Genomic DNA, 25,830 nt, shown 5'->3' with positions numbered 1-25,830 from the left:
TCAGCACCTCGATCCTTCATTCGGTAATTCAATCCTTCGGAGCGGCTTTGGCCGATCCGGCATTAGGAGCACTATTGCGCGCCAGGCGCTCCACTGCAAAAAGTTCGCGGTACCATTGCTTGGTCGGTTTCGCGAAAAATCCGCCCCAGCGACCGTTCGGGGGGATATCGTCCTTGACCCCGCTCATGGCAGTGACCTGCGCGCCGTCACCGATGTGAAGGTGGTTGTTGATTCCGACCTTGGCGCCCAGCGCCACGTTGTCGCCGATCGTCAGGCTGCCCGCCAGGCCGATCTGCGCCGCTAGCAGGCAGCGCCGGCCGATCGTCACGTTGTGCCCGACCTGAACCTGGTTATCGATTTTTGTTCCTTCTCCGATAACGGTGTCGCGCAGGCTGCCGCGGTCAATGGTTGTACCCGCGCCGATTTCGACATCGTTCTGGATCAGCACGCGTCCGGTCTGCGGAACTTTCACATGACCTTCCGAGCCAAAGAAAATGAAACCGTAACCATCCTGCCCGATATGGCAGCCCGGATGGATGAGAACATTGTTGCCGATAAAGGCGGCCTGAATCGTCGTTCCTGCACCGACGTTGCAGTTTCTGCCTATCCGGACGCCTGGGCCAATCACAGCACCAGAACCGATAACCGAACCAGTCCCGATCTGCACTTCCGGACCGATCACCGCCAACGGATCGATCACGACTTCGTCTTCGAGATGCGCAGACGGATGTATGACGGCGGATTCAGCGATAGCCGCGTTATCAAACCAGGACTGCGGTCGCAACACATCGTCATGAAAATCACGAGCGATGCTTACGAACGCACGAAACGGAGCTTTCGAGCGCAGAACCGCCACATGAGCCGGAACATCGGCTTCGAAACGCGGACCGACCAGACAGGCCCCCGCCTTCGTCGCCGCAAGTTGCGCGGAATACTTGTGGTTGTCAAAAAACGCGAGATGCATGGGGCCGGCCTGATCGAGCGAGGCCAAGCCGACAATCCGAAGGTCGCTCCGGGACGCATCGACCAACTGCGCTCCCGTCGATGAGGCTATCTCCGCCAAAGTCAGCGGCGGCGGCCGCTTAAAGAATGCCGGTTGCGTCATTCCATCCGTCGCGGTTCGCGCAGTGGTCACGCTCAGAACGTGGTTCCGCCGCCAAACCTGAACTCCTGCACGCGGTCGTACTGGCCCTTCGTGATCGGCACGGCGTAGTCGAAGCGAAGCGGGCCAAACGGAGACTGCCAGATCAAGCCGACGCCCACCGAGCTTCGGATCACATTGGTGTCGTCAAATTGAAGACCCGCGCAGGTACCCGGACTGGTGCTCGACGTGCTTCGCACGCAGCCGGGCGCATTGAATTCATTGGTCAGTGCGTACGACGTCGGTCCCTGGTAGCCCCAGAGCGAGCCGGCATCCGCGTAAACGGCGCCCTTCAAGCCCACTTCCTTCGGCATGAACCAGAACGGCATCTGCAACTCGACCGACGCGCCCCAGTACTTGGTGCCGCCCAAAGCATCCCTCGTGCTCAGGAAATTGATATCGCGCGGACCGATGCCGTACGGCGCGAAGCCTCGCACCAGATTTGGTCCCATCTGGAAGTTATCCAGCATGCGAATTCCGTTCTGTCCGGCATAGGCGCCGACATTGTTCAGAACACCGCCTTGCAGATGGATCAGCCCGACAATGTCGGAGACCAGCGGTTGATAGTACTTCGCGTCGAGCGCCGTCTTCAGGTATTTGACGTCGCCGCCGACGCCAGCGAAATCCTGCCTGAAATCGATCAGCAGACCAGCGGTCGGGTTCTTGTTGTTATCGAGGGTGTTGTAGGTCAGCGTGTAGCCGAGCATCGAGGTCAGCGTCCGGCCACGCTCCAGCTCCCGGCGGATCGGCAGAGAGGCCTCGCCATCGGAGTAGCAGCCGAGGCTCGAACCATCCCACACTCCATTGGCATTCATGAACGCTGGCGAGGGATTGTAGTTCGGATCGCCGAAGTTGTTGTTACAGTTCCGCAGAGCGCTCGGCAGGCCGATCTCCTGCTGGAAAATCGAATAACGCAGTTGCAGCGTCAGATCCTCCCGCAGGCCGAAGCCTAGCCGCGGGCTGAATCCGAGCGTCTTCATGTTATATGAAATCCATTGGTTGGCGAGCTGTTCGCGCTGGTAAAGGTCGAGCCCGAGCGCGACGCGATAATCCAGCAGGAACGGCTCGACAAACGACAGCGAGTATCCCCTCGCCCACTGCCCGTATTGGACCGAGGCCTTCGCATACAGACCGCGGCCGAGCAGATTGCGCTCGGAGACGCTGACTTCCGCAAGCGCGCCTTGGGTCGTGGAAAAGCCGCCGGACACCGAGAAATCGCCGGTCGATTTGTCTTCGACCTCGACGTCGAGAATCACGCGATCACTTGAAGAGCCGGGCTCAGTCGTGATCTTGACCGTCTTGAAGAAGTCGAGATTTTTTAGGCGGCGCTCCGCACGATCCACCAGCGACCTATTGTAGGCATCGCCCTCCGAAATATCGAACTCACGCCGGATCACATAGTCTCGCGTCCGGGTGTTACCCCTGACGTTGATGCGCTCGATATAGGTTCGCGGACCCTCGTCGATCGCGAATACGATTGAGACGGTATGGGCATCGAAGTTACGATCGCCTCGCGGACGCACGACGGCGAAAGCATACCCGCGCCGCGACGCTTCGACTTGCATCTCTTCGACGGACTTCTCCAGTGCTTCGGCGTTGTAGAGCGATCCGACGTTGACACGAGAAAAACTGCGCATCGAATTTCCGTCGAATGTCGGAATCGACGACTCGAACGCCACCGATCCGACGCGGTACTGCTGGCCTTCGTCAATCTTGAAGGTCACGAGGAATCCGTGGCGACCGGGATCGTATTCGGTCAGGGCGGCGATGATCTGAACATCGGCATAACCGTGCTTCAGATAATAGCGGCGCAGCAAGTCGCGGTCGGCCTCGACGCGGTCGGGATCATACGTATCCCCTCCGCCGAGGAAGCTGAGGAAATTCGATTCGTGCGTCTTGATGACGTCCTTCAGCCGGTAGGACGAAAAGGCATGGTTGCCGATAAACTCAATCGAGGCGATGCCGGTCTTGTCCCCTTCGTTGATCGTGAAAATGAGATCGACGCGGTTGTTGGGCTGCTCAATGAACTCTGGGGTGACGTGCACATCGTAGCGGCCGGAATGGCGATAGATTTCGACGATTCGCCGGACGTCAGACTGAACCATCGGCCGGGAAAACGTACCGCGCGGCTTGGACTGGATTTCCGACTTCAGTTGATCGTCCTTCACCTTCTTGTTGCCCTCGAAGGCAACCCGGTTGATGACCGGATTCTCGACGACCGAGACCACCAGCCCGTTCCCCACCCGGTTGATACTGACATCCTGAAACAGGCCGGTTTCGATCAGCGCTTTCAAGGCGTCATCGATGCTGGCCTGGTCAAGGCGCCCGCTGGCATCCGGCTTGAAATAGGAACGGATCGTATCCAACTCGACGCGGCGGTTCCCCTGGACGGAAATCGACGACAGCGTCTGGGCGACAGCGGGAGACGACACGAGTGGGACGGTCATCACAGCGGCGACCGGCACGCCAATGGAAATCAGGGCGGCGAGCAATGTCCCCCTTAACACTCGCATTCCAACATTCATGCGCAACGCGCCCTTATCAATTCTGATGCCGCCCAGTTCCCCCTCAGGCGGCAGATTCCCATTCGCGCCGTTTGTAGCCAATTTTCCTTCAGTGGCAAACGGCCATTCGCAGTGCAATTCTAATTTAATTCCAAGACGTTGCCCATAAGTCACGCCCGAATCACGACGATCCTGGATTAAGCCTCAGCCAGAATCGAACGTGATCGATTCCAAGAAATTTCAGAGCGGCGTGCGGGCGGAAAACAGGGAAGAATTTTCCTCATCCCGCCCTGGAGCGAACGACTCACGATCCAGCCAGATGCAGAATATCGTTGTAGGTAGCGAAAACCATTAACATCAACACCAGACCCAGCCCGATTCGAAAACCCACTTCCTGCGCACGCTCGGATATCGGCCGACCTCGCACGGCTTCCGCCGCGTAAAACAAAAGGTGCCCGCCATCCAGCAACGGAACCGGAAACAGGTTCAGCAGTCCAATCGATACGGAAAGAACGGCGGCAAGATGGATCAACTCAGCGAAGCCGATCGTGGCTACCTGCCCGGAAATCTGAGCAATCCGCAGCGGTCCTCCAACCTGGTCGGCGGCCTCGCGCCCGGTGAAAATCCCGCCGATATAAGCCATCGTGCGGTCGACCACGAACCAGGTTTCCTTAACTCCCAACCATAGTGCCACCGCCGGGTTCACATATTCCCTGGTGACGTCCCCTGGCGACGTCGCGCGCGTAATTCCGAGAACGCCGATCCGGTAAATGTTTCCGAACCGGTCCTTGATCTCCTTGAGCTCCGGCACTCCTTTGAGATCAATGATGGAATCGCCTCGCTTCACTGCGAATGTCAGCGTCTCGCCGGCACTGGTGCCGACGATCCGCTGCATGTCAGAAAAGCTGTCGATCTTACCGCCATTGATCGCGGCCACGATATCGCCGGCCTTGAAACCGGCGGCTTCAGCAGCGCTGCCGGGCTGTATCCCGTCTACGCGAGCTGTCGTGCTGGGCTTACCGAGAAACATCAACAGGCTAGCGAAAATAACAATCGCGAGGATAAAGTTGGCGATGGGGCCGGCAGCAACGATCGCGGCGCGCGGACCAACGTTCTTGTGATGAAAGCTGCTCTCGCGCTCCTCCGCCGTCATGGAGGCAAGGGTCGCGTTCGAGGGATTGCTGGCTTCGGAATCATCGCCAAAGAACCTGACGTATCCGCCCAGGGGAATCGCGGAGAGCTTCCAGCGCGTTCCGTGCCTGTCGTTGAAGCCAGCCAGCTCGGGGCCGAAGCCTACGGAAAACGTCAGTACCTTCACGCCCGCCCAGCGCGCAACGAGAAAGTGGCCAAGTTCGTGAAAGAAAACAACGATGGTGAGGACAAACAGGAACGGAACGATGTAGCCAATCAAACCTGAGCTTAACATATTGAAGCTATTTAGAAAAAAATCAGCCATTCCGTTTCCCTCGTCCAGGACCGGTGGCCCTGTTCCGTCCACGCCTAAGATGCCTTTGCGGCAATTTGAGGCAATAGCGAAGCAGCCATATTTCGCGCGTTATGGTCAACGGCGATGGCGTCATCAGCCGATGCCAAGGGCGCGAGATTTCCTGCCCGGACCCAACCATTCATGGTGGCTTCGACCAGGCGTGCGATGGCGCCGAACCTGATCTTCTCCGCGATGAACGCCGCAACGGCAATCTCGTTTGCAGCGTTGTAGACCGTGGTTGCGCCATTTCCGGTCCGCAGCGCATCATAAGCAAGCCGCAAAGCAGGGAAACGGGCGAAATCCGGCGCCTCGAAAGTCAGTTGTCCGATTTTTGCGAGATCGAGCTTCGCCGCCGGTCCAGCAATGCGTTCTGGCCAGCCGAGGCAATGCGCGATCGGCGTGCGCATATCGGGGGTTCCGAGTTGAGCGACAACAGATCGGTCGGAAAACTCGACCATGCCGTGGACGATCGATTGCGGGTGAACCAGGACGTCGATCTCGTCCGGCGTCAGCGCAAACAGACAGGCGGCCTCGATGACTTCGAGCCCCTTGTTCATCATCGACGCTGAATCGATGGTGATCTTCTGTCCCATGCTCCAGTTCGGGTGCTTCAACGCCTGCGCCAACGTCGCCTTCTCGATGTCAGCCGCCGCCCAGGTGCGAAACGGTCCTCCTGACGCGGTAATGATGACGCGCGTGAGTTCATCGCGATTTCCCGAACTCAGAGCCTGAAACAGGGCATTGTGTTCGGAGTCCGCTGGCAGGATGCAAGCTCCCGCCTTCGCGGCGCGCTGCATGAAGAAATCGCCGGCGCAGACCAGGCATTCCTTGTTCGCAAGCGCAATCGTTGTCCCTCGATCGACGGCTGCAAGCGCGGGCTTCAGTCCAGCCGCGCCGCTCACCGCGGCCATCAGCCAGTCGGCTGGACGCGAAGCGGCCTCGATGATCGCGCTTTCGCCGACACCGCACTCGATGCCGCTACCAGCAAGCGCATCCTTTAATTCGCCAAAGCGAGCGGTATCCGCGACCGCCACAAACCGCGCGTCGAATTCGCGCGCCAGCTTGGCAAGGCCTTCAACATTGGAGTTCGCGGTTAGAGCCTCGACCCGATAGCGGCCGGGCGCGCCGCGCAACAAATCCATCGTGCTGTCGCCGATCGATCCGGTCGCTCCCAGAACCGTCACGGTCCTGACGCCAGCCTCAACCGGCTTGTCGTTTTTCAACGGAACAGCACTCATACCTCACCAACCCATAAGAGCTTGACCGATGCCATTGGCATCGCCGAGCAGAAATCCAAAAAACATGGCGAACACGATCGCCGCGACAAAGCCGTCGAGACGATCGAGCAAGCCGCCGTGACCGGGAATGATCTGACTGGAATCCTTGACCCCGAATCGCCTTTTAACCGCAGATTCAAACAAATCGCCCGATTGCGACACGACTGACAGAACCGCCCCAAGGAAAAGCAAAGACGTCAGATTTCCAAAACCAAAAGCCGAAAATCCGGCGGCAACTGCAAGGCTCGCGACGAAACCGCCTGCCGCACCCGCCCACGTCTTCTTCGGACTGACGCGAGGCCACAATTTGGGTCCGCCGATTCCGCGGCCGGCGAAATATCCCCCGATGTCCGTCACCCACACCACCAGGAGCACAAACATCAACGCGACAAATCCGTATTCGCCGTCGAGGCGAACCTGAACCGCCGCAAATGCGGCAGCCGCCGCATAACAGAATCCACCGACTGACCAGAGCCGCAACTGTTGCGACATCGCTGCGACCGCCGCGGCGCCGATCAGGAGAACAACCAGCGAAAATGCGCCGTATCCGAGCGCCAGGCACAGGCTGGAAACAACGAGGGCTGCGATCCCCGCGGCAACCGTCCGCCTTTCCTGCGCGGTGCCGACGATCGTCAGCCATTCGACGTACATGCCGATGGCCGCGAGGGTCACAAGACCTATCCATAGCGATCCGCCAGCCCATGCGATCGCAATCGCGGCCGGCGCAAGCACCAAGGCCGCAATGATACGCATCCGGAGATTTTGCGATCCGCTTGCGGCAACCGGCGCGAGTTGATCCTGATTCACGCTAATGTCCCGGGTCCAAGTTCGAATGTCCGTAGCTAGCAACCTTTGATACGGACTTCGGGATCAAAGGCAAACTATCATCTTATAGTCTAGAATCTTTCCGCTTCTGATGGATCATGCGGACTCTATGATTTTGATTGGCGCGCTTCTTCACGCGACCGATAACCACTTCGCTCGAAAAGCTATGATCACGATCCGGCTTTCGCAGCCAGACCGCCGAATCTTCGTTCGCGTCTGGCATATTCGGCGATCGCGCCTTCGAGCGCCGTTCTGTCGAAATCCGGCCAGTGAATCGGGACGAATACAAACTCACTGTAAGCCGCTTGCCACATCAGAAAATTCGACAGCCGCTGCTCGCCGCTTGTGCGAATGATCAAGTCAGGATCGGGAATGTCCGGCGCGTCGAGATATCGCCCCAGCGTATCGGCGTCGACCGTGGCCGGGTCGCGCTTGCCGTCAGCGACTTCACGAGCAAGGCGCTGGGCGGCCTTCGCGATTTCCTGTCGCGAGCCATAGTTGAATGCAACGACAAGATTAAGCCGGTTGTTGTTCTTCGTCAGGTCCTCGGCCTCTGTCAGCAGCGCGCAGATATCCGGCTCCAAGCCGGCACGCTCGCCGATAACTCGCACGCGCACCCCGTCGCGGTGCAGCGTTGCCAGATCATTACGGACGAACCTTCGCAGCAAGCCGAAGAGATCGCCGATCTCGCTCGGAGGCCGCGACCAGTTCTCGGAGCTGAATGAAAAAATGGTCAGATAAAGGATGTTCAATTCGCCTGCAGCACGGACCACGCGCCTCAACGCCTCGACGCCGCGGCGATGACCCTCCGCGCGCGGCAATCCTCGAGCGGCCGCCCATCGGCCGTTGCCATCCATGATGATCGCAACGTGCAACGGTGTATCGGATTGGTCCGATCCCTCGATTGCAGGCGCAACAGCATTCGACATCAGGCCAATCCAATCCTGCTAAACGGTAAGGATTTCCTTTTCCTTGCCCGCCAGCAACTGATCGATTTCGGAGATTACGCCGTCCGTTGCCTTCTGAACATCGTTCGCCAGGCGCTTCTCGTCGTCCTCGGAAATCTCGTGATTCTTCTCGAGCTTCTTAAGCGTATCCAAGCCATCGCGGCGCACATGGCGAGCCGCCACCTTGGCCGCCTCCGCATACTTGTGCGCGACCTTTACCAATTCCTTGCGCCGCTCTTCGTTAAGCTCGGGGATACGCAGTCGCAATACCTGTCCCTCGGTAGCCGGGCTCAGCCCGAGATTAGAATCGACGATCGCCTTCTCGACAGCCTTCACCATCGATCTGTCCCATACCTGCACCGACAGCAGGCGCGGCTCGGGGACACTGATCGTTGCAACCTGATTCAACGGCATGTGGCTGCCATAGGCATCGACTTGCACCGGGTCGAGCATTGACGGCGACGCCCGACCGGTCCGCAAGCCTCCCAGTTCATGCTTGAGGGACTGTATCGCTCCCTGCATTCGCCGCTTCAAGTCGCCGATATCGAAGTTTTCCGACGCCATGTGCCCTCCATCTGGAACTTGCCTGAACTACATCCGATCCGGCGCCACGGATCAACTTGCGACGATCGTCCCGCGGCCGGTCCCCCTCAGAATAGCGCCGATCGAATCCGGTTCGGCGATCGAGAACACAATGATAGGCAGCGACGTCTCGCGAGCAAGCGCGAAAGCCGTCGCATCCATGACCTTATAGCCGCCTTCGAGCGCCTGCGAGTGAGTTAACCGTTCGAACCGTTTCGCCGACGGGTCCTTCTTCGGATCGGCACTATACACGCCATCCACGTTGGTTGCCTTGAGCACGGCTTGCGCGCCGATCTCGGCGGCACGAAGCACCGCCGTCGTATCGGTCGTGAAATAAGGATTGCCGGTTCCACCAGCGAGCAAAACAATTCGGTTCTCTGCAAGATATTTGTGCGCCGCACGGCGGGTGAAGAGCTCACAGACTTCGGGCATTACAAACGAAGAGAGGGCGCGCGCCGACTGCCCGCGGCGTTCGAGGGCGGCCTCGAGCGCAAGGCAATTCATGACGGTTGCAAGCATTCCCATCGTATCGCCGGTCGGACGCGAGACGCCGCGGGACGATACCTCGACGCCCCGGAATATGTTTCCTCCGCCCACAACGACCGCGATTTCAGCTCCCAGCGCGCGGGCCGCGGCCAGATCGCCGGCAATACGATCGATGGTGGGCTGATCGATGCCGAAAGATTGCGAACCCGCCAGATATTCCCCCGACAGCTTCACGACAACACGACGGTAGGCCGGCTGATCCATGATGCGTTAGCTCCGTCGCGAGTCAGACTGTCCCGCCTCAGATTCGGCGTCAGCCCTGTCCGGCCGCCGCAGCAACCTCGGCCGCAAAATCGGAATCGGCCTTCTCGATTCCCTCGCCGAGAGCATAGCGCACAAAGCCTGTAATCTTCACGGGCGCCCCAACCCTGCCCTCGGCTTCCTTGAGCGCCTGGCCAACACTCTTCTTGTCGTCAAAGATAAACGGCTGTTCCAGCAACGTCTGTTCCTTGAAAAAGGTCTTCAGGCCGGACTCGGTGATCTTCTCGATCATCGCTTCCGGCTTGCCTTGTTGCCGAAACTTGTCAGCGAGGACGTCCTTCTCGCGCTTGACGACATCCGGGTCGACTCCCGAGGGATCGATGGCCAGCGGATTCGTGGACGCGACATGCATCGCAATCTGGCGGCCAAGCGCTGCGAGCTCGTCGGCATTGCCGGCGGACTCAAGCGCGACGATCACCCCCAATTTGCCTGCACCGTCGATCACAGCATTGTGGACATAGCTCGCGACGACCCCCTTGGCGACCTCCAGCGAATCCGCGCGACGCAACGTCATGTTCTCGCCGATGGTAGCGATGGCATCCGAGATCGCCGTCTCCACGGTGGCGCTACCAACCTTGGCGGCCTTGATCACCTCGACATTGGCGCCGACGCTAAGAGCGACCTGCGCCACCATCTTGACCAATCCTTGAAACTGCTCATTGCGCGCAACGAAGTCGGTTTCCGAATTGACTTCAACGACGACACCCTTGTTGCCGCTGGTGACGACGCCGATCAGGCCCTCGGCTGCCACACGCCCCGCCTTCTTGGCAGCCTTGGAAAGTCCCTTCTTGCGCAGCCAGTCAATCGCAGCCTGCATGTCACCGTTGTTTTCGGTCAACGCCTGCTTGCAATCCATCATGCCGACGCCAGTGGTTTCGCGCAGCTCCTTGACCATCGCCGCGGTGATTGTCGCCATTGCTGTAATATCCTTTGCCTGTCGGGAGATTGCGGTACGGCTTACTGCCCCCGCCACCTCTATTCAGGGATCAAGTCAGAAAATCAGGTGTGAAGCGGCGGCCGCAACACCGCCCGCGCGTCACGTTATTCGGCCTCGGCGGTCATTGCCTTGGCCTGGGCAACCCAGCCGTCGGCCCGGCTTGGAAGGCCAACTTCTTCGCCAATCCTGTGCGCGGTATCGTGATCGAGCTCGGCAAGCTGCCAATAATGAAAGATGCCGAGATCGTTGAATTTTTTCTCGATCGCCCCTGAGACGCCCGTGAGCTTCTTAAGATCGTCGGCGACGCCTCGCGGCCCAGCAAGCCCCTGGAAGCCCGCAGGCTGCGCGGCATCCGCAAGCTGTTCCTGCACCGGCGCAACCGAGGCGCCGACGTCGATGCCGGAATCACCCTGAGCCCGCGAAATGCCGTCGATTGCCGCACGGGCAATGAGGTCGCAATACAGGCTGATGGCGCGGCCCGCATCGTCGTTACCGGGCACGATATACGTGATGCCTTTCGGATCGCAGTTGGTGTCCACGATCGCCGCGACCGGGATGTTCAGCCGCTGGGCTTCCTGGATCGCAATGTCTTCCTTGTTGGTATCGATCACGAAGATCAAATCGGGGAGACCGCCCATGTCCTTGATACCGCCGAGCGAACGATCGAGCTTGTCGCGCTCGCGCTGCAGCGTCAACCGTTCCTTCTTGGTGTAGGCATTGGCATCGCCGGAATTGAGCACCTCGTCGAGATGGCGCAACCGCTTGATCGAACCGGAGATCGTTTTCCAATTGGTCAGCGTGCCGCCCAGCCATCGCGAATTGACGAAATACTGCGCCGAGCGCTTCGCCGACTCGGCGACGCCGTCCTGCGCCTGCCGCTTGGTGCCGACGAACAGGATGCGGCCGCCCTTGGCGACGGTATCGCTGACGGCCTGCAACGCGCGGTGCAGCATCGGCACGGTCTGCGCGAGGTCGATGATATGGATGTTGTTACGCGCACCGAAAATGTACTCCGCCATCTTCGGATTCCAGCGGTGCGATTGGTGACCGAAATGAACGCCAGCCTCAAGCAGCTGACGCATGGTGAATTCAGGTAGCGCCATGGTTAAATTCTCCGGTTGGTTCCTCCGGAAACGTGTGAGCAGACCGAACCGTCAAACCAAAAGGAATGCGGTCCGGCAAGCCACCGGACGGCTTTTTAGGCCATGTTTCCGTGTGAGATGCGGCCTGTATAGCGAGGGTACCCGCTATACGCAAGGCAATCCGACCCCGCCGGCTGCGCTGCCCGGGCCGGTCAGACAGCCTGAACGTCCACGACCCCCGACACCGCCTTGATCGCGCCCGCGATCTGAGGCGAAACCCGAAAGCGGCCCGGAAGCTTTATCTCCACCTCCGTTTCAAGGTCCAGCAACATCACCAGCGAGACGTCACCGTCGCCGGCTTGCCTTGACGCTGAAACTCCGGCGACCCCGGCCGGGTCACCGCTTTCGTTTGCCAGGAGACGCTTTTCGATCGACTCGAGCGGCTTGGAATCGCGCAGGAAAATCCGCAGTCCCTTCTGTGTCTTGGCCGCGGCATCGTCGAGCGGCTCGGCACGGGATACCCGCGCCCGCACATCCTCCCCCTGCAACTCCGCGTCGAGTTGCAACAGCACTGCTGCTCCCGGCTCAAGTACGTCCCGAAATAGCGCCAGACCTTCTGAAAACAGCACCGCCTCGAAATGGCCGGTCGGATCGGACAGGCCGATGATGCCCATCTTATTACCGGTCTTGGTTCGCCGCTCCGTCCGCGAAAGCACCGTCGCAGCCACCTTGCCGGCGGTCGCACCAGCCTTCACCGCGCGGGAAAATTCGACCCAGGACTGGACGCGCAGCCGCTTTAGCGCTGTCGCATAGTCGTCGAGCGGATGTCCTGAGAGGAAAAATCCAACCGCCTCGTATTCGCGTCTTAGCCGATCAGCAGGCAACCAAGACTCCGCCCGAGGCAGCATGATGTCGGGCGCGTCGGCCATGCCGCCGAACATGTCATTCTGGCCGAGTATCGTTGCCTCGTGACTGCGCTGGCACGCGGCAAGGACCGCCTCGGCGCCGGCGAACACGCGGGCGCGGTTGGGCTCGAGCGCATCGAACGCTCCGGCGGCTGCGAGGCTTTCGATCACGCGCTTGTTGATGGCGCGTGGCGACACCCTGGCGGCGAAGTCGGCCAGCGAGGTGAAAAAGCCGTTCTTGCGGGCTTCGACGATCAGCTCGACAGCGTGCGCGCCAACCCCTTTCAGCGCGGCCAGCGCATAATAGATGACGCCTTCGTTCACCTCGAAGGTCGCGCCAGAACGGTTGATCGACGGCGCTTCGACCTTGATGCCCAGGCGGTGGGCTTCCGCGCGAAATTCCGAAAGCTTGTCGGTGTTGCTCATATCGAGCGTCATTGACGCCGCGAGAAACTCGACGGGGAAATGCGCTTTCATATACGCCGTCTGATAGGAGACGAGCGCATAGGCCGCCGCATGGCTTTTGTTAAATCCGTAATCAGCGAATTTCGCCAGCAGCTCAAAGATCGTTTCCGCTTGGCCTTTGGGAACGCCGCTTTTTACGGAGCCGGCAACGAAGATCGCGCGTTGCTTTTCCATTTCCGCGCGGATTTTCTTGCCCATCGCCCGCCGCAGCAGGTCGGCGTCTCCGAGCGAGTAGCCGGCCATAACTTGGGCGATCTGCATCACCTGTTCCTGATAGATGATGACGCCGAAGGTTTCCTTCAGGATCGGCTCGAGCATTGGATGAAGAAATTCCGCCTCCTCCTCGCCGTGCTTGCGCGCGCAATAGGTCGGAATATTTGCCATCGGCCCCGGCCGATACAGCGCGACCAGCGCGATGATGTCCTCGAAACGGTCCGGGCGCATGTCCACCAGCGCTCGCCGCATACCCTGGCTTTCAACCTGAAACACGCCGACCACGTCGCCTTGCGCCAGCATCTGGTAGCTGGGTGCATCATCGAGCGGCAGTGTAGCGAGATCGACGTGGATATTGCGCTGCTTTAGCAACTTCACCGCAACGTCCAGAACGGTCAGCGTCTTCAGGCCGAGAAAGTCGAACTTCACGAGGCCTGCCGGCTCCACCCACTTCATATTGAACTGAGTCACCGGCATGTCAGACTTTGGATCGCGATACAGCGGCACGAGTTCGCTCAAGGGGCGATCGCCGATCACGATGCCCGCCGCATGGGTCGAGGCGTGACGTGTCAGCCCCTCGAGGCGCTGGGCGATATCGAACGCGCGCGCCACTACAGGATCCTCATCGCGAAACGCTTGAAGCTTCGGCTCCCCTTCGATCGCCTGCTTCAACGAGACCGGCGCTGCGGGATTTTGCGGCACTAGCTTGGTGAGCTTATCCACCTGACCGTAAGGCATCTGCAGGACGCGGCCGACGTCGCGCAGCACGCCGCGCGCCTGTAGCGTGCCAAAGGTAATAATTTGCGCGACCTGATCGCGACCGTAGCGCTTTTGCACATAGTCGATGACCTCTCCGCGCCGCTCCTGGCAGAAATCGATGTCGAAGTCCGGCATCGATACGCGTTCGGGATTGAGGAAACGCTCGAAGAGCAGGCCGAACCGGATCGGATCGAGATCGGTGATCGTGAGCGCATAGGCCACCAATGAGCCGGCGCCGGAACCGCGTCCAGGCCCGACCGGAATTCCCTCGGACTTGGCGTACTTGATGAAGTCCGCAACGATCAGGAAGTAGCCCGCATAATTCATGCGAGTGATGACGTCGAGTTCAAAACCAAGACGTGCGGCGTAGTCGTTCTCCGTCATTCCAGTCGAGACGCCATGCACCGCCAGCCGCTTCGCAAGCCCCTCTTCAGCCTGCAGCCGCAATTCGGCGGCTTCATCGTTTTTGCCTTCTGCCGCGGCGGCGTCGGAGGCTACCGTAAAGTTCGGAAGGATCGGCTTGCGTGTCATGGGCCGGAACGCGCAACGTTCTGCGATTTCAACCGTGGACGACAACGCTTCGGGGAGGTCGGCAAACAGAACAGCCATTTCCGCGCGGGTTTTGAAGCGATGATCGGAAGTCAATTGCTCGCGTTCGGTCTCCGCAACCAGGCGACCGCCGGCGATACACAGCAAGGCGTCATGGGCTTCATAATCATCGGAGGTGGCAAAATACGGCTCGTTGGTTGCAACCAGCGGAAGACCCTTCGCATAAGCGAGGTCGATCAACGCACCTTCGACTCGCCGTTCCTTGTCCAGGCCATGACGCTGCAATTCCACGTAGAGCCGGTCGCCGAAAATCCTGGCGAGTTGATCGCAGCGGGCCATCGCAAGCGCTGAATGATCGGCGTTGAACGCCAACGCCACAGGGCCCTCCGGCCCGCCGGTCAAGGCGATCAAACCTTCGTTCTCATCCCGAAGCCACTCCCAACTGATGTGCGGGCTGTAATGCACCGGCGTTTCGAGGAACGCCCGGGAGTTTAGTCTCATCAAGTTACGATAACCGGCCTCGCGCGTTGCCAGCAGGACGATTCGGGCAAACGGAAGCGCGTTCCGGGCATTGGCGTCCTGATCTCCGAAATCAACTGCCAGTTCACAGCCGATGATCGGCTGAATGCCCTGGCCCGCGACTTTGTCGGAGAATTCCAGCGCACCGAACATATTATCGGTATCAGTGAGCGCCAATGCCGGTTGGTGATCCGCCTTGGCGAGCTCCGCCAGCTTCTGGATCTTGATCGAGCCCTTCAACAACGAATAGGCCGAATGGACATGCAGGTGAACGAAACCAGCGTTAGCCGCGACGGTTTTCTGGATCATGGCTTTGAGCAATCATCGGGGCGAATCGGCACAGGCCGACCCGCAGCGAATGAATGGTGAGGGCTTGCACCTGGTGAGTCCATTCGAAACCCCCACACCGACGCAGCTGTTCTCACTTTCCCCAGTCCGCCGGACCTCGTTCACGAAAGTTGAGGAATAAGCTGCGCCCAGACGGCAACCATTCCAACGAACAGCACGATCGACGCCAGCGCCGACGCCTCCTCCACAAACATTCTTAACATGGTTAGGCCCTCCTCTGACTAGAACATAGGAAGAACATTGTTCTCTTTATGTTCTAAAAAGTCAAGTAAGGACGACCTTTGAAAAAATCCCTTGGTTAATGACGCGGGGTTTTGCCGACCACCATCACTTGCGTGGCCGCTTGGTCAATTTGTACGACCACCAAGCCGTTGCGTGGTTCCAGCTTTTGATGGGGAGACTACAGACGTCACAATCTGCATGCCCAGTGTCCTTGAACGGACTGGTATAGACCGTCACTGCGTAGACGGCGCCGCAACCAGAACAGGTATATTCACCGCCGTCGCGGCTTCGCACGCCAGGTTTGAGTTTCTGAGCCATAAGGGGCCGATAGCGCTCCTTGGTCCACTTCGCAAGTCATTTCGTTTGCCGCGAAGAGAACAAACTACCAAAGGTTCAGGCACGGCTTAGTTGAGAAGAAATGACCTGCCGTATCTCGCGTGGTTACCGCCGAATAGGAAAAACCGGGTCGGGATTCCTAAGAGTCTTTCATTTGACGCGCTTTCTTCACGCGAACCGGATTCCACTTCGCTTGAAAACGCTTCAGCTTTCGAGAGCTAAGCCTTAATCCGGGCGCAACGCATCCGCCATTTCCTGAATGATCGCTTGCGCGGCGGCTTTTGGATTATCCGCGGCGTAGATCGGCCTGCCCAACACCAGATAATCCGCCCCCGCACGCATGGCTTCAAACGGTGTGGCCACCCGCTTCTGATCATGCCTGGCGCCGCCGCTCGGGCGGATACCAGGCGACACGATCATCAGCTTGTTGCTGGTCTGCTTGCGAAGCTCGGCGACTTCCAGGGCCGACGCGATGACGCCATCGACTCCAACCTCAAGCGCCCTCTTCGCGCGTGCAACGACCAGGTCTTCGACGCTGCACTCGAATCCCATTTCCTTGATATCCTCGGCATCCATGCTTGTGAGCACAGTGACGCCGAGAACCTTCATGTCGGAATTGCCGCGACCGGCGACGGCTGCTTTCATGATGCTCGCAACGCCATGCACGGTCAGGAAGGTGATCTTCAACTCGGCAGCCTGGGCGACCGCGCGCTGAACGGTCTCTGCGATGTCGTAATACTTGTAATCCAGGAAAACCCGCTTGCCCTCCGCAATGAGTTCCTTGGCAAATTCGTTTCCGCCGACGAGTTGCAGTCCTAAACCGACCTTGTAAAAAGAGACTTCGTCGCCCAGGTCCCGAACGAGCTTCCTTGCATCCTCGATATTCCAGTAATCGAGAGCGACAATCAGCTTCTCACGGGCGAGATCAAGATAGTGTGAGCCGGTCATGCCGCGGGCCATCTCAATGCTTGTCACAGGACCTCGAAAGTTCGAGGATTGGTTAGCCTGACACCGAACTTTTGAAGTTTTGCGTTTAGCGAGATGGAACTACTTCAGGCGAGGATATATATCAATATGCAGGGCAGTCACACGCCCACCTGCAAGCTTTGCGACTTGATAACTTGATACGCGGCCAAAAAGCGAAAGTGCTTATCAGTTCATTCATTCAGGACTCATTTGATGCGCGGAACTTTCATCGCTCTAGCTCTGATTTTCTCGTGCGCCACAGCTAACGCCCAGAACTGGGACCCCCGTTATCCGGTCTGCCAGATGCTTTACTCACCGGTCACGATGAGTGACTGCCGCTTTGAAACGATGGAGCAATGTAGGGCGTCAACAAGGGGCTTGTACGCCCAATGCATGGAGAACCCCTATTTCGCCGGCACGCCGGACGATCGAAGGCGACCACGACGACGACACCACTACCAATGATTGAGACGAAAGTCGGCGGCGTCGGGCCGAATCCCCTCAGTCGAGTTCGACCACGTGACCGTTCTCAAGCGATACTCGCCGGTCCATCCGATCTGCGAGTTCCAAGTTGTGCGTCGCGATCAGCATTGCCACCTGAGTCGCTTTCACAAGCTGCATCAGCGCATTGAACACATGATCTGCTGTTTGGGGATCGAGGTTGCCGGTCGGTTCATCCGCAAACAGCACCCGCGGTGCGTTGGCAACGGCTCGCGCGATCGCAACCCGCTGCTGTTCTCCGCCGGATAACTCTGCCGGACGATGGGTGACGCGGTCCTCGAGGCCGAGATAGGCGAGAATTTCGTGTGCGCGCTTGACCGTCTCTGCGCGTTTGAGACCGCGGATCATCTGCGGCAGCATAACGTTTTCGAGCGCGGTGAACTCCGGAAGAAGACGGTGCGACTGATAGACGAACCCGATATCGGTGCGCCTTATCTGCGTACGCTCCACGTCCGAGAGGCCGGACGTCGCGGTTCCTCCGATATAGACCTCCCCTGCATCAGGACTTTCGAGCAGCCCGGCAATATGCAGCAGGGTTGACTTGCCCGATCCCGACGGGGCCACCAGCGCAACGGACTGGCCCGCCCACAAGGCAAGCTTCGTGCTGTCCAGAATGGTCAGTCTCGTTTCACCCTGCGTATATTGACGCCTGATGTCGTGAAGATAAACAACCGGTACTTCCTTCGTCTCTTGCTCCATGTCGGGTTCACTCGTACCGCAGGGCATCGACGGGATCGAGCCGCGCCGCGCGCCATGACGGATAAAGAGTCGCGAGAAACGACAGCGTCAGCGCCATGATCACAACGGCGCTGGTCTCCCGAACATCGATTTCCGCCGGCAGTTTGGACAGGAAGTAAAGTTCAGGTGAGAACAGCTCCGTGCTGGTAAGCCATGAGAGAAATTCGCGGATCGACTCGATATTGAGACAGATCACGAGCCCCACCACAAAGCCGGTAAGCGTGCCGACCACACCGATTGCCGCCCCCGTGATCAGGAAGATGCGCATGATCGCTCCCTGAGAAGCCCCCATGGTGCGCAAAATGGCGATATCGCTCCCCTTGTCCTTGACCAGCATGATCAGTCCCGAAACGATATTCAGCGCCGCGACCAGGACAATCAGCGTCAGGATCAGAAACATCACATTGCGTTCGACCTGGAGCGCATTGAAAAACGTCGAATTCCGTTGCCGCCAGTCGACCAGAAACACCGGCCGGCCCGCGGATTCCGTTACCGATTTGCGGAAGTCATCAATCTTGTCCGGATTGTCCGTATAGACTTCAATCGCGGTGACATCATTGGCGCGATTGAAATAAGCCTGCGCTTCCGCCAACGGCATGAACACGAAGGTGGAATCGTATTCGGACATCCCGATCTCGAACACCGCCGCGATCTTGTAGGGCTTGATGCGCGGAGTCGTGCCCATCGGAGTTACGGCCCCGCGCGGTGCGACCAGCGTCACGCTGTCGCCTGCGTGCAGCGAGAGCTGATCGGCAAGACGCCGGCCGATGGCCACGCCTTGTCCGTCGTCGAACCCGTCGAGCGTACCCTGTTTGATATTCTGGGCGATGGAGGTGAGATTATTGAGGTCATTAGCCCGGATGCCCCGGACGAAAACACCGGCGGCATTATACGGCGAAGACGCGAGCGCCTGACCATCGACGACAGGCGCGGCAAGCCGTATCCCCTGCACTTGACTGACACGGTCCGCAACGTCCTTCCAGTCGGTGAGCGGCGACTCCAGCGGCTGAACCAAAAGGTGCCCGTTCAGGCCAAGGATCTTGCTGAGCAGTTCCGTGCGAAAGCCATTCATGACAGCCATCACGATAATCAGCGTGGCCACGCCGAGCATGATGCCGAGGAATGAGAAGCCGGCTATGACGGAGATGAACCCTTCCTTCCGCCGCGCTCGCAGGTAGCGCCCGGACAGCATCCATTCAAAGGCGGCAAACGGTTTGGTCCGAAGCGGCTCGTTCATGGTCTCATCCATCGTTCGATAATCCCATGATTCGCGGCCAATTGTGGCCGGAATGGCATTGAATGCCGCGCGCGGTGGATAATCGCTACGTCATCAACCGCGCAATCGCATCCTCCAACGCGACATGCTCTCGCGTCCCGTCGCTCCGTCGCTTGATCTCGACCTTGCCTTCGGCGAGCCCCTTCGGGCCCACCATCACCTGCCAGGGAATGCCGATCAGGTCGGCGGTTGCGAACTTCGCGCCTGCCCGCTGGTCGGTGTCGTCGTAAAGCACATCAACTCCCTTGGCGGAAAGTTCGCGATAGAGCCGTTCGCAGGCCGCATCAGTATCACTGGCGCCTTGTTTCAGATTCAGGATCGCCACTGTGAACGGCGCCACCGCGTCCGGCCATTTGATGCCCGTCTCATCATGACAGGCCTCGATGATCGCTCCGACGAGACGGGAGACCCCCACTCCGTAGGAGCCGCCATGGATCGGCTGCTCAATGCCGTCGGGGCCAGCCACCAGCGCCTTCATCGACTCGGAATACTTGGTGCCGAAATAGAAGATCTGGCCGACCTCAATGCCGCGGGTATGAACGCGTCTCTCTTCCGGAACCTCGCACTCATAGCGCGACCCATCATGAACGTCCTCTGTCGCGGCATAGGCTGTGGTCCATTGCTTAACGATCGGTGTCAGATCGCCGTCGTAATCCACATCCATGTCAGGGACCGGAAGATTGAGAACATCCTTGTCGATATAAACGCCGGATTCTCCGGTCTCGGCGAGAACGATGAATTCATGACTGAGATCGCCCCCGATCGGGCCGGTCTCCGCCCGCATCGGGATCGCCTTCAATCCCATGCGCGCGAATGTGCGCAAGTAAGCGACGAACATCCTGTTGTAGGATCGCCGCGCGCCAGCTTCATCGATATCGAAGGAATAGGCATCCTTCATGAGGAATTCGCGGCCGCGCATGACGCCAAAACGGGGGCGCTGCTCGTCACGGAACTTCCACTGGATATGGTAGAGGTTGAGCGGCAGGCTTTTATAGGAACGGATATAGCCGCGGAAGATCTCGGTGATCATTTCCTCGTTGGTCGGACCAAACAGCAGCTCGCGCTTGTGGCGATCCTGAATCCGCAACATCTCCGGCCCATAGGCATCGTAACGCCCGCTCTCGCGCCAGAGATCCGCAAGTTGCAACGTCGGCATCAATAGTTCGATCGCGCCGGCGCGGTTCTGCTCCTCGCGCACGATCGCCTCGATCTTCTTGAGCACCCGAAGACCCAGCGGCAGCCAGGCATAGATGCCGGCCGCCTCCTGGCGTATCATGCCCGCCCGCAGCATCAGCCGGTGCGAGACAATCTCGGCTTCCTTCGGGGTCTCCTTCAGAATCGGCAAAAAGAACCGCGACAATCGCATGGGCAGGCCTGGAATCGCTTGGGGACACGGACGCTAGCAGTGAAACCGGATCGGCCAGCAAAATACAAGGTCTGCAAGACGACAAGCCGCGCGAAAGCGACGGAATTTCACGCACCTGAAGCTCTGAGCGCGTGCTGTAGCTGCGTCAGGGTCGCCGGCGAACGTGCCAACAGAGCGCCGTCCGTGGGATCACTGGCTATCAGGCTGGCGTGGGCCCAGGCCGCCGACGACAACAGCATTGTCATCAACAGCCAGCACCACACCACCTGCGCGAAACGTCTCACCGACGATGAGTCTCAGCGCTTGGCTTTCAGCCGAACCACCGGCGCAGGCTTGCGCAGTCCGTCAGGGACCTGTCCGGCCTGTGGGATTTCGATCCAGCGCTGGTACCCCTGTTCGCACTCCTGCACAGCGGGGAAATAAAGGCTCTGCCCCGCCTTGTCCGGTAGACGGACGACCAGACCGAACGTGTCATAAAGGTTGTCCGGCAACGGACCACCGCGCCAGGTGACCTCCTCCACGACATCCGTGACGGTTTTTCCGTGTGGCCCTTGTGCCGGTGTTTCGAGCTTTTTGTTCTTGATTTCGACATTCCAGCCCGGCTTCATCTGCGGTTTCGCCGACAGAATGCCGTCCGGCAATTTGATCCGCAGCGCCGTGGTCGCGCTGCCGTTGCAGCCGTGCGGCACGGTAAAGGTGAGATGCGCATAGCTGTCCGCGGGTGCATCCGCCGGCTGGACCGTGACATGCGCCAGCGCTGCGTTACACGAGATGATTGCGTCAGCCGCCGCGATGGCCAAACCGATCCACGATCCTAACGCGCGCGTCACTTCTCGCCTCCATCATGTGAATGATCCGGCATCTTTTTCATCATCGCTCCACCGGCCGGCGCGCCCGGCGCTCGCGCACCGATGCCTTCCACATCGAGCGTGACCGCGACGCTGCCGGCCTTTTCGAATTCGAGCGTCACCGGCACCTTTTCACCCTTTTTGAAGGGACGCTTGAGATCGACCAACATCAGGTGATAGCCGCCGGGCTCCAGCTTGACCGTCATGCCCGGCTCGACGGCGAGGCCACCCTTGACCTGATGCATTTCCATCACGCCGTTGCTCATACTCATTTGATGAACTTCGAGCTTACCGGCTGCATCGGTCGAACCGCCGACAAGTTTATCGGCAACCGCACCTTTGTTCTCGATGGTGAGATATCCGGTACCGACCTTGGCGCCGCCCGCCGTGGCACGAGTCCAGGCCTGAGAAATCACCAGATCGCCGACGCTGGCGGATTCAGCGTGGACCGGCGTCACCAGGCCAAGCGCAGCGACCGCCACGACGCCGATGATGCCGCGAAGCGCCAAACATGATTTCATCACGTTCTCCTTTGGGTTTTGTCACAAGAGGATTGTTCGATCATAAGCGCTAATCGGTCGAACAACGCCGAAGTGCGCGTACAGGCGCTCACCATCGCACCTTGAACCCAGCATAGACCGCACGTCCAAATCCAGGTTCAAACAATGGTGAGTTGGCGTTGGCGCGATCGATGATCGAACTGGAGGCGATGTAGGCCTTGTTGCCGATGTTGCGGGCCTCGACGTAGCCAGAATACCTGCCGCCATCGTCAAAACCGGTTTTCAGTCCATAAATCGCATAGCCGTCCGTGCTCAGCGTGTTCGCGCTGTCCACATAATAGCCTTGCGGCACCCATTCGATATTCGGACCGATGTAGAACCCGTTCGGATGCTTGTAGAGCAGTTCGCCTCGGACGAAGTGGCGCGGCGCTCCAGGCAGCAGATTATTGCCGAACACCGGATCATTGCTGAAACGGAAATCGCTGAAGGTATAGGCAATGTTAAGCCAGAGCCGGTCCGGCCGATCGCCGCGCACGAAAAGATTGCGGAAGATCGCCGCGCCCGCGCCGGCCTCGATGCCCTGATGCATCGTGCGATCAGCGTTGGTGACGTTGCAGTTACCGAACGCGCTGAATAGACAAAGCAGTTCGTTGTGGATCTGCGCCCGGTAGTACGTCAGCTCCCAAGTGGCGTCAGGCCGCCCCGCGCGCGTGCCGATCTCGTACGTCGTCGCACGCTGCGGCCGAATGCTGGTAAAAGGAATGGTCGGAATTCCGGGACCGATCGCACTCTCGCCATAGCTCGGCACTTCCGCGCTGCGCGAGATGTTGGCAAAAGCCTGCCAGGTCGGATCGATCTGCCACAATAACCCGCCTTTCGGGCTCCACAGGTTGAACTCCGTCCGTCCCGATTGATCGCCGTCGCTCAGGAGGCGGTCTTGCCTGTCGCGCGTCGCGTAAAGAAACTGCGTGCCCGCGACCGCGGCGACATTTGGCAGGAAATAGAATGAATCCTCGGCATAGACCGAAGTGTTCTTCGAGCGATCGATCGACGACCACAGCAGCGCACCCTTCTGGCCGGCGAGATTGGCGAACTGTTGATTGTCGATCCGGCCGTTGATCACGTTGACGCCCGCCACCAGCCGGTTGCGGAAACCACCGATCACCCGGTCATCGACCGCTCGCACGAACGCCCCATAGTCCTGATAGTGATAATCAAGCCATTGGAAGATCGGGTGCATCAGGTGGCGATCGATCCCGAATGCACCGAACTCCACCGTCGTATTATCGAACCGCATCGTGGTCTTGTTACCGATACGCACGGAATCGATATTTCGCTGCCAGTCGCCTGTAAGGTTGTTCACAGCAGCGGTCTCGGGTGACGTCAGCGCCGAAAACTTGCTCACGCTGCCGGGGATGCGTTGCCGCACACTGTTGGCGTTGAGATAAAACCGCGTCTCGACATCCGGCGAGAATTGATAGCCGACGTTGCCGCTGAGGCGCGTCGCCTGGCCGAAGCTGTGATCGCGAAATCCATCGCTGCTCTGCGTCGCAGCCGTGATAAAGCCATCCCACGGACCGTTGTTGCCTCCGGCCTTGGCCTGCAACCGCCGGAAGCCGAAAGCGCCGGCATCGACGCTGACGCCGTTGATGAAGGGGTCGCGGCCGGACGGCGTCACAAAGTTGATGGCGCCGCCGAGGGAATTGGCGCCGAAGCGTAGCGCATTGCCGCCCTTGAAGACTTCGACATACTTATAGGCAGTCGGATCGATTTCCTGGAAATCGCCATAGCCGTCGGACGTGTTGATCGGGATTCCGTCCATATAGAGCTGTACGCCACGTAGATGGAAGTTACGCGACAAGCCCGAACCTCGGATCGACAGCCGGGTGTCGTCGCCCCATTTCGGCTGGACGAACACGCCGGGCACGTATTCCAGCACGTCCTTGATGCTGTTGGCGACGGTCGAGTTCTTGTAGGCATCGGCTATCACCAGCGCGACGCCGCCGGGCGTCTGTTGGATTTCCCGCAGCGCCTGCTGCGCGGTGAGGACCGTCAACGATCCGGGGACTGCTGTCGGAGCAGCGGCCTGCGAAGGGGCCTGTGCATGACGAACGGCCTGATTTTGCCGCGGCGTGCTTCGCATGGCGCGGTTCAACTGAGGTTTGTCGGGCTGGGCCGCCATGACTGTTACCGCCGGCAACGTTACTCCGGATTGCGCGAAAGCCGCGGAAGGCAACATGATCGCAACGGACGTCGCGAGCACACGGCGAAGCCCGTTGCCTCCGACGGAGGCAAAGCAATTGAACATGATAATTTACCTGATACCGGACATTCGCCCGGAGCGTTCGAGCGGATTCGGATCGCTGCAAGATCGCAGCAATCGTTCAAATTCACCGATCAGGAAATAACGGGAGGGCCACGCGCTTGCGCGTTGGAGCCGACCGCCGATGGCGGCAGGACGAAGGTCAGATCGCGCCAGCGGACCGCGTTGGCATTCCGCTCGACCTCGACAATGGAGGCTTGCGGGTCAGCCGTCGGGGTCGCGCCACTGCCGACACAGCATAATGTACAGCACGCGCCGCTTGCCTTTTGATGGTCCGCCTGACCGTCTTGCGAAATGCTGCCGTCAGTAGCGTGGGAACAGATGGCGCCGACAGTCGGATCACCCGTCGTGTTGCTCAACGCCCGGCAGGCGGCGATTGGTGCAAAAATCTGCACCAGCATCGCAAACATGACGATCGGAAGAAGCCTTCCCAGCCGCCGCCGCATGATCCCCTCAGCCGTTCGCGTTGAGAGCTATCATGGCCGGTGTCGAGTGTCGAGCCGATATCCTACAGGTCGGCGGACGGATGTTCGAGCGAATACACGACTACAACGCTCTGCGGTTTTGTATTCTAACGCTGGCCCGGCTCTTCTCTTGAATGCAAAATCCGAAGCCGCGCTGGGACCACGCGCACAGTGCTTCGCGACTAGCTAATCCGGAAAACCCATCAGCCGCGACAACCGCACCACATTCAGCAGGCCTGAGTAATACGCCCAGGCCGCGATACCATAGAGCGTCAGTGAAATAATCGTGGTCCAGATCATTTTGCGCAGCATCAACGCCCTCACAGGGGCTCCGGGATCGGTGCCCGGAGCATGCTCGCCATCTTCATGCTGGCTTCGCACACCGAACGGCAGCATCAGAAACAGCGTTATCCACCAGAAGACAAAATAGATCGCGACACCGGAGAAAATTGCGGAAATCATCAGGATTGCTCGATCTCGACAAGCGCGCCGGAAAAGTCTTTCGGATGGAAGAAAAGCACCGGCTTGCCATGCGCACCAATCTTGGGCTCGCCGTCGCCGAGAACGCGCGCGCCCTCTGCTATGAGAATATCACGAGTCGCGACGATGTCAGAAACCTCATAGCAGACATGGTGAATACCGCCGTCCGCATTACGCTCGACAAACTTCGCAATCGGAGATGTCTCGCCGAGCGGCTGAATGAACTCGATCTTCGTATTTGGTAGAACCGCAAACACTGTGATCACCCCATGCTCGGGCAACGGCAGCGCGGCAGAAATTTCCGCGCCGAAGGCGGCGCCGTAAATCTTTGCCGCCTTTTCGGCATCTCTGACGGCGATAGCCACATGATTGAGCCTACCCAGCATGTCATCCCGCAATGCAATGGTTGGATTTAGTTTCGTCGCACCTGCACCACATCCACCTTCACGTCCCGGAAACACCGT

The 25,830-nt window shown here is 59.3% G+C and carries 22 protein-coding genes; 1 reads left to right on the top strand and 21 read right to left on the bottom strand.

Going from position 1 to position 25,830, the window contains the following annotated elements:
- Positions 1-28: 28 nt before the first annotated feature.
- The 12 genes from lpxD to pyrF form a co-directional block, all read right to left on the bottom strand.
- Entirely contained in the window at positions 29-1,105 is a 1,077-nt protein-coding gene (lpxD, locus tag ACZ5IL_RS11510) for a UDP-3-O-(3-hydroxymyristoyl)glucosamine N-acyltransferase (protein WP_464591507.1), read from the bottom strand.
- A gap of 32 nt (positions 1,106-1,137) precedes the next feature.
- Positions 1,138-3,666, bottom strand: a complete 2,529-nt coding sequence (bamA, locus tag ACZ5IL_RS11505; protein WP_464591505.1) for an outer membrane protein assembly factor BamA — start codon at positions 3,664-3,666, stop codon at positions 1,138-1,140.
- 283 nt (positions 3,667-3,949) lie between these two features.
- Positions 3,950-5,101 (bottom strand): RIP metalloprotease RseP, encoded by a 1,152-nt coding sequence (rseP, locus tag ACZ5IL_RS11500; RefSeq protein ID WP_464591503.1) that lies wholly within the window; start codon positions 5,099-5,101, stop codon positions 3,950-3,952.
- 44 nt (positions 5,102-5,145) lie between these two features.
- Complete coding sequence (dxr, locus tag ACZ5IL_RS11495) at positions 5,146-6,369, bottom strand: 1-deoxy-D-xylulose-5-phosphate reductoisomerase (protein WP_464591501.1); 1,224 nt, start codon at positions 6,367-6,369, stop codon at positions 5,146-5,148.
- A 3-nt stretch (positions 6,370-6,372) separates the two neighbouring features.
- Entirely contained in the window at positions 6,373-7,215 is an 843-nt protein-coding gene (locus ACZ5IL_RS11490; RefSeq protein ID WP_464591499.1) for a phosphatidate cytidylyltransferase, read from the bottom strand.
- Positions 7,216-7,403: 188 nt separating this feature from the next.
- Positions 7,404-8,162, bottom strand: a complete 759-nt coding sequence (locus ACZ5IL_RS11485; protein ID WP_464591497.1) for an isoprenyl transferase — start codon at positions 8,160-8,162, stop codon at positions 7,404-7,406.
- An 18-nt stretch (positions 8,163-8,180) separates the two neighbouring features.
- Positions 8,181-8,744, bottom strand: a complete 564-nt coding sequence (gene frr, locus ACZ5IL_RS11480; protein WP_079446654.1) for a ribosome recycling factor — start codon at positions 8,742-8,744, stop codon at positions 8,181-8,183.
- Positions 8,745-8,795: 51 nt separating this feature from the next.
- A complete protein-coding gene (gene pyrH / locus ACZ5IL_RS11475) occupies positions 8,796-9,512 on the bottom strand; it encodes a UMP kinase (protein WP_464591494.1) in 717 nt (238 codons plus the stop codon).
- 49 nt (positions 9,513-9,561) lie between these two features.
- Positions 9,562-10,485, bottom strand: coding sequence for a translation elongation factor Ts (gene tsf / locus ACZ5IL_RS11470; RefSeq protein ID WP_464591492.1), 924 nt, complete (start codon positions 10,483-10,485; stop codon positions 9,562-9,564).
- Between the two features lie 125 nt (positions 10,486-10,610).
- A complete protein-coding gene (locus ACZ5IL_RS11465; RefSeq protein ID WP_464591490.1) occupies positions 10,611-11,609 on the bottom strand; it encodes a 30S ribosomal protein S2 in 999 nt (332 codons plus the stop codon).
- Between the two features lie 191 nt (positions 11,610-11,800).
- Entirely contained in the window at positions 11,801-15,307 is a 3,507-nt protein-coding gene (dnaE, locus tag ACZ5IL_RS11460) for a DNA polymerase III subunit alpha (protein ID WP_464591488.1), read from the bottom strand.
- A gap of 822 nt (positions 15,308-16,129) precedes the next feature.
- Positions 16,130-16,852 (bottom strand): orotidine-5'-phosphate decarboxylase, encoded by a 723-nt coding sequence (pyrF, locus tag ACZ5IL_RS11455; RefSeq protein ID WP_464596897.1) that lies wholly within the window; start codon positions 16,850-16,852, stop codon positions 16,130-16,132.
- Positions 16,853-17,083: 231 nt separating this feature from the next.
- On the opposite strand from pyrF, the gene ACZ5IL_RS11450 reads away from it, so the two are divergent.
- Positions 17,084-17,335, top strand: a complete 252-nt coding sequence (locus ACZ5IL_RS11450) for a DUF3551 domain-containing protein (protein WP_079446660.1) — start codon at positions 17,084-17,086, stop codon at positions 17,333-17,335.
- 36 nt (positions 17,336-17,371) lie between these two features.
- On the opposite strand, the gene ACZ5IL_RS11445 is transcribed toward ACZ5IL_RS11450, so the two are convergent.
- From ACZ5IL_RS11445 to mce, 9 genes are all read right to left on the bottom strand, one after another.
- On the bottom strand, positions 17,372-18,070 hold the full coding sequence (locus ACZ5IL_RS11445; RefSeq protein ID WP_425904773.1) for an ABC transporter ATP-binding protein: 699 nt from the start codon (positions 18,068-18,070) through the stop codon (positions 17,372-17,374).
- Positions 18,071-18,077: 7 nt separating this feature from the next.
- Positions 18,078-19,358, bottom strand: coding sequence for a lipoprotein-releasing ABC transporter permease subunit (locus tag ACZ5IL_RS11440; RefSeq protein ID WP_464591485.1), 1,281 nt, complete (start codon positions 19,356-19,358; stop codon positions 18,078-18,080).
- A 73-nt stretch (positions 19,359-19,431) separates the two neighbouring features.
- Positions 19,432-20,751 carry a proline--tRNA ligase gene (gene proS, locus ACZ5IL_RS11435; RefSeq protein ID WP_464591483.1) on the bottom strand — a complete coding sequence of 440 codons (1,320 nt, stop codon included), beginning with the start codon at positions 20,749-20,751 and terminating at the stop codon, positions 19,432-19,434.
- A gap of 296 nt (positions 20,752-21,047) precedes the next feature.
- Positions 21,048-21,581 carry a YcnI family copper-binding membrane protein gene (locus ACZ5IL_RS11430; protein ID WP_464591481.1) on the bottom strand — a complete coding sequence of 178 codons (534 nt, stop codon included), beginning with the start codon at positions 21,579-21,581 and terminating at the stop codon, positions 21,048-21,050.
- A complete protein-coding gene (locus ACZ5IL_RS11425) occupies positions 21,578-22,120 on the bottom strand; it encodes a copper chaperone PCu(A)C (protein WP_464591479.1) in 543 nt (180 codons plus the stop codon). The genes ACZ5IL_RS11430 and ACZ5IL_RS11425 overlap by 4 nt, the downstream gene beginning before the upstream one ends.
- A gap of 88 nt (positions 22,121-22,208) precedes the next feature.
- Positions 22,209-24,407, bottom strand: a complete 2,199-nt coding sequence (locus ACZ5IL_RS11420; protein WP_464591477.1) for a TonB-dependent receptor family protein — start codon at positions 24,405-24,407, stop codon at positions 22,209-22,211.
- Between the two features lie 89 nt (positions 24,408-24,496).
- Entirely contained in the window at positions 24,497-24,868 is a 372-nt protein-coding gene (locus tag ACZ5IL_RS11415) for a DUF2946 domain-containing protein (RefSeq protein WP_464591475.1), read from the bottom strand.
- Positions 24,869-25,072: 204 nt separating this feature from the next.
- Positions 25,073-25,348, bottom strand: a complete 276-nt coding sequence (locus ACZ5IL_RS11410; protein ID WP_464591473.1) for a DUF1467 family protein — start codon at positions 25,346-25,348, stop codon at positions 25,073-25,075.
- Positions 25,348-25,752, bottom strand: a complete 405-nt coding sequence (mce, locus tag ACZ5IL_RS11405; RefSeq protein WP_464591471.1) for a methylmalonyl-CoA epimerase — start codon at positions 25,750-25,752, stop codon at positions 25,348-25,350. Before mce ends, ACZ5IL_RS11410 begins: the two co-directional genes overlap by 1 nt.
- Positions 25,753-25,830: the final 78 nt, after the last annotated feature.

The sequence above is a fragment of the Nitrobacter sp. CN101 genome (genome assembly GCF_055390255.1).
Note: the sequence above shows the minus strand (reverse complement) of the source record. Positions and strands in the feature narration are given on the sequence as shown.

Bases quoted from the DNA above. Each gene is read 5' to 3' on its own strand.
- lpxD (WP_464591507.1), bottom strand. From the start codon at position 1,105: ATGACGCAACCGGCATTCTTTAAGCGGCCGCCGCCGCTGACTTTGGCG.
- bamA (WP_464591505.1), bottom strand. From the start codon at position 3,666: ATGAATGTTGGAATGCGAGTGTTAAGGGGGACATTGCTCGCCGCCCTG.
- rseP (WP_464591503.1), bottom strand. From the start codon at position 5,101: ATGGCTGATTTTTTTCTAAATAGCTTCAATATGTTAAGCTCAGGTTTG.
- dxr (WP_464591501.1), bottom strand. From the start codon at position 6,369: ATGAGTGCTGTTCCGTTGAAAAACGACAAGCCGGTTGAGGCTGGCGTC.
- ACZ5IL_RS11485 (WP_464591497.1), bottom strand. From the start codon at position 8,162: ATGTCGAATGCTGTTGCGCCTGCAATCGAGGGATCGGACCAATCCGAT.
- frr (WP_079446654.1), bottom strand. From the start codon at position 8,744: ATGGCGTCGGAAAACTTCGATATCGGCGACTTGAAGCGGCGAATGCAG.
- pyrH (WP_464591494.1), bottom strand. From the start codon at position 9,512: ATGGATCAGCCGGCCTACCGTCGTGTTGTCGTGAAGCTGTCGGGGGAA.
- tsf (WP_464591492.1), bottom strand. From the start codon at position 10,485: ATGGCGACAATCACCGCGGCGATGGTCAAGGAGCTGCGCGAAACCACT.
- ACZ5IL_RS11465 (WP_464591490.1), bottom strand. From the start codon at position 11,609: ATGGCGCTACCTGAATTCACCATGCGTCAGCTGCTTGAGGCTGGCGTT.
- dnaE (WP_464591488.1), bottom strand. From the start codon at position 15,307: ATGATCCAGAAAACCGTCGCGGCTAACGCTGGTTTCGTTCACCTGCAT.
- pyrF (WP_464596897.1), bottom strand. From the start codon at position 16,852: ATGACCGGCTCACACTATCTTGATCTCGCCCGTGAGAAGCTGATTGTC.
- ACZ5IL_RS11450 (WP_079446660.1), top strand. From the start codon at position 17,084: ATGCGCGGAACTTTCATCGCTCTAGCTCTGATTTTCTCGTGCGCCACA.
- ACZ5IL_RS11445 (WP_425904773.1), bottom strand. From the start codon at position 18,070: ATGGAGCAAGAGACGAAGGAAGTACCGGTTGTTTATCTTCACGACATC.
- ACZ5IL_RS11440 (WP_464591485.1), bottom strand. From the start codon at position 19,358: ATGGATGAGACCATGAACGAGCCGCTTCGGACCAAACCGTTTGCCGCC.
- proS (WP_464591483.1), bottom strand. From the start codon at position 20,751: ATGCGATTGTCGCGGTTCTTTTTGCCGATTCTGAAGGAGACCCCGAAG.
- ACZ5IL_RS11425 (WP_464591479.1), bottom strand. From the start codon at position 22,120: ATGAAATCATGTTTGGCGCTTCGCGGCATCATCGGCGTCGTGGCGGTC.
- ACZ5IL_RS11420 (WP_464591477.1), bottom strand. From the start codon at position 24,407: ATGTTCAATTGCTTTGCCTCCGTCGGAGGCAACGGGCTTCGCCGTGTG.
- ACZ5IL_RS11415 (WP_464591475.1), bottom strand. From the start codon at position 24,868: ATGCGGCGGCGGCTGGGAAGGCTTCTTCCGATCGTCATGTTTGCGATG.
- ACZ5IL_RS11410 (WP_464591473.1), bottom strand. From the start codon at position 25,348: ATGATTTCCGCAATTTTCTCCGGTGTCGCGATCTATTTTGTCTTCTGG.
- mce (WP_464591471.1), bottom strand. From the start codon at position 25,752: ATGCTGGGTAGGCTCAATCATGTGGCTATCGCCGTCAGAGATGCCGAA.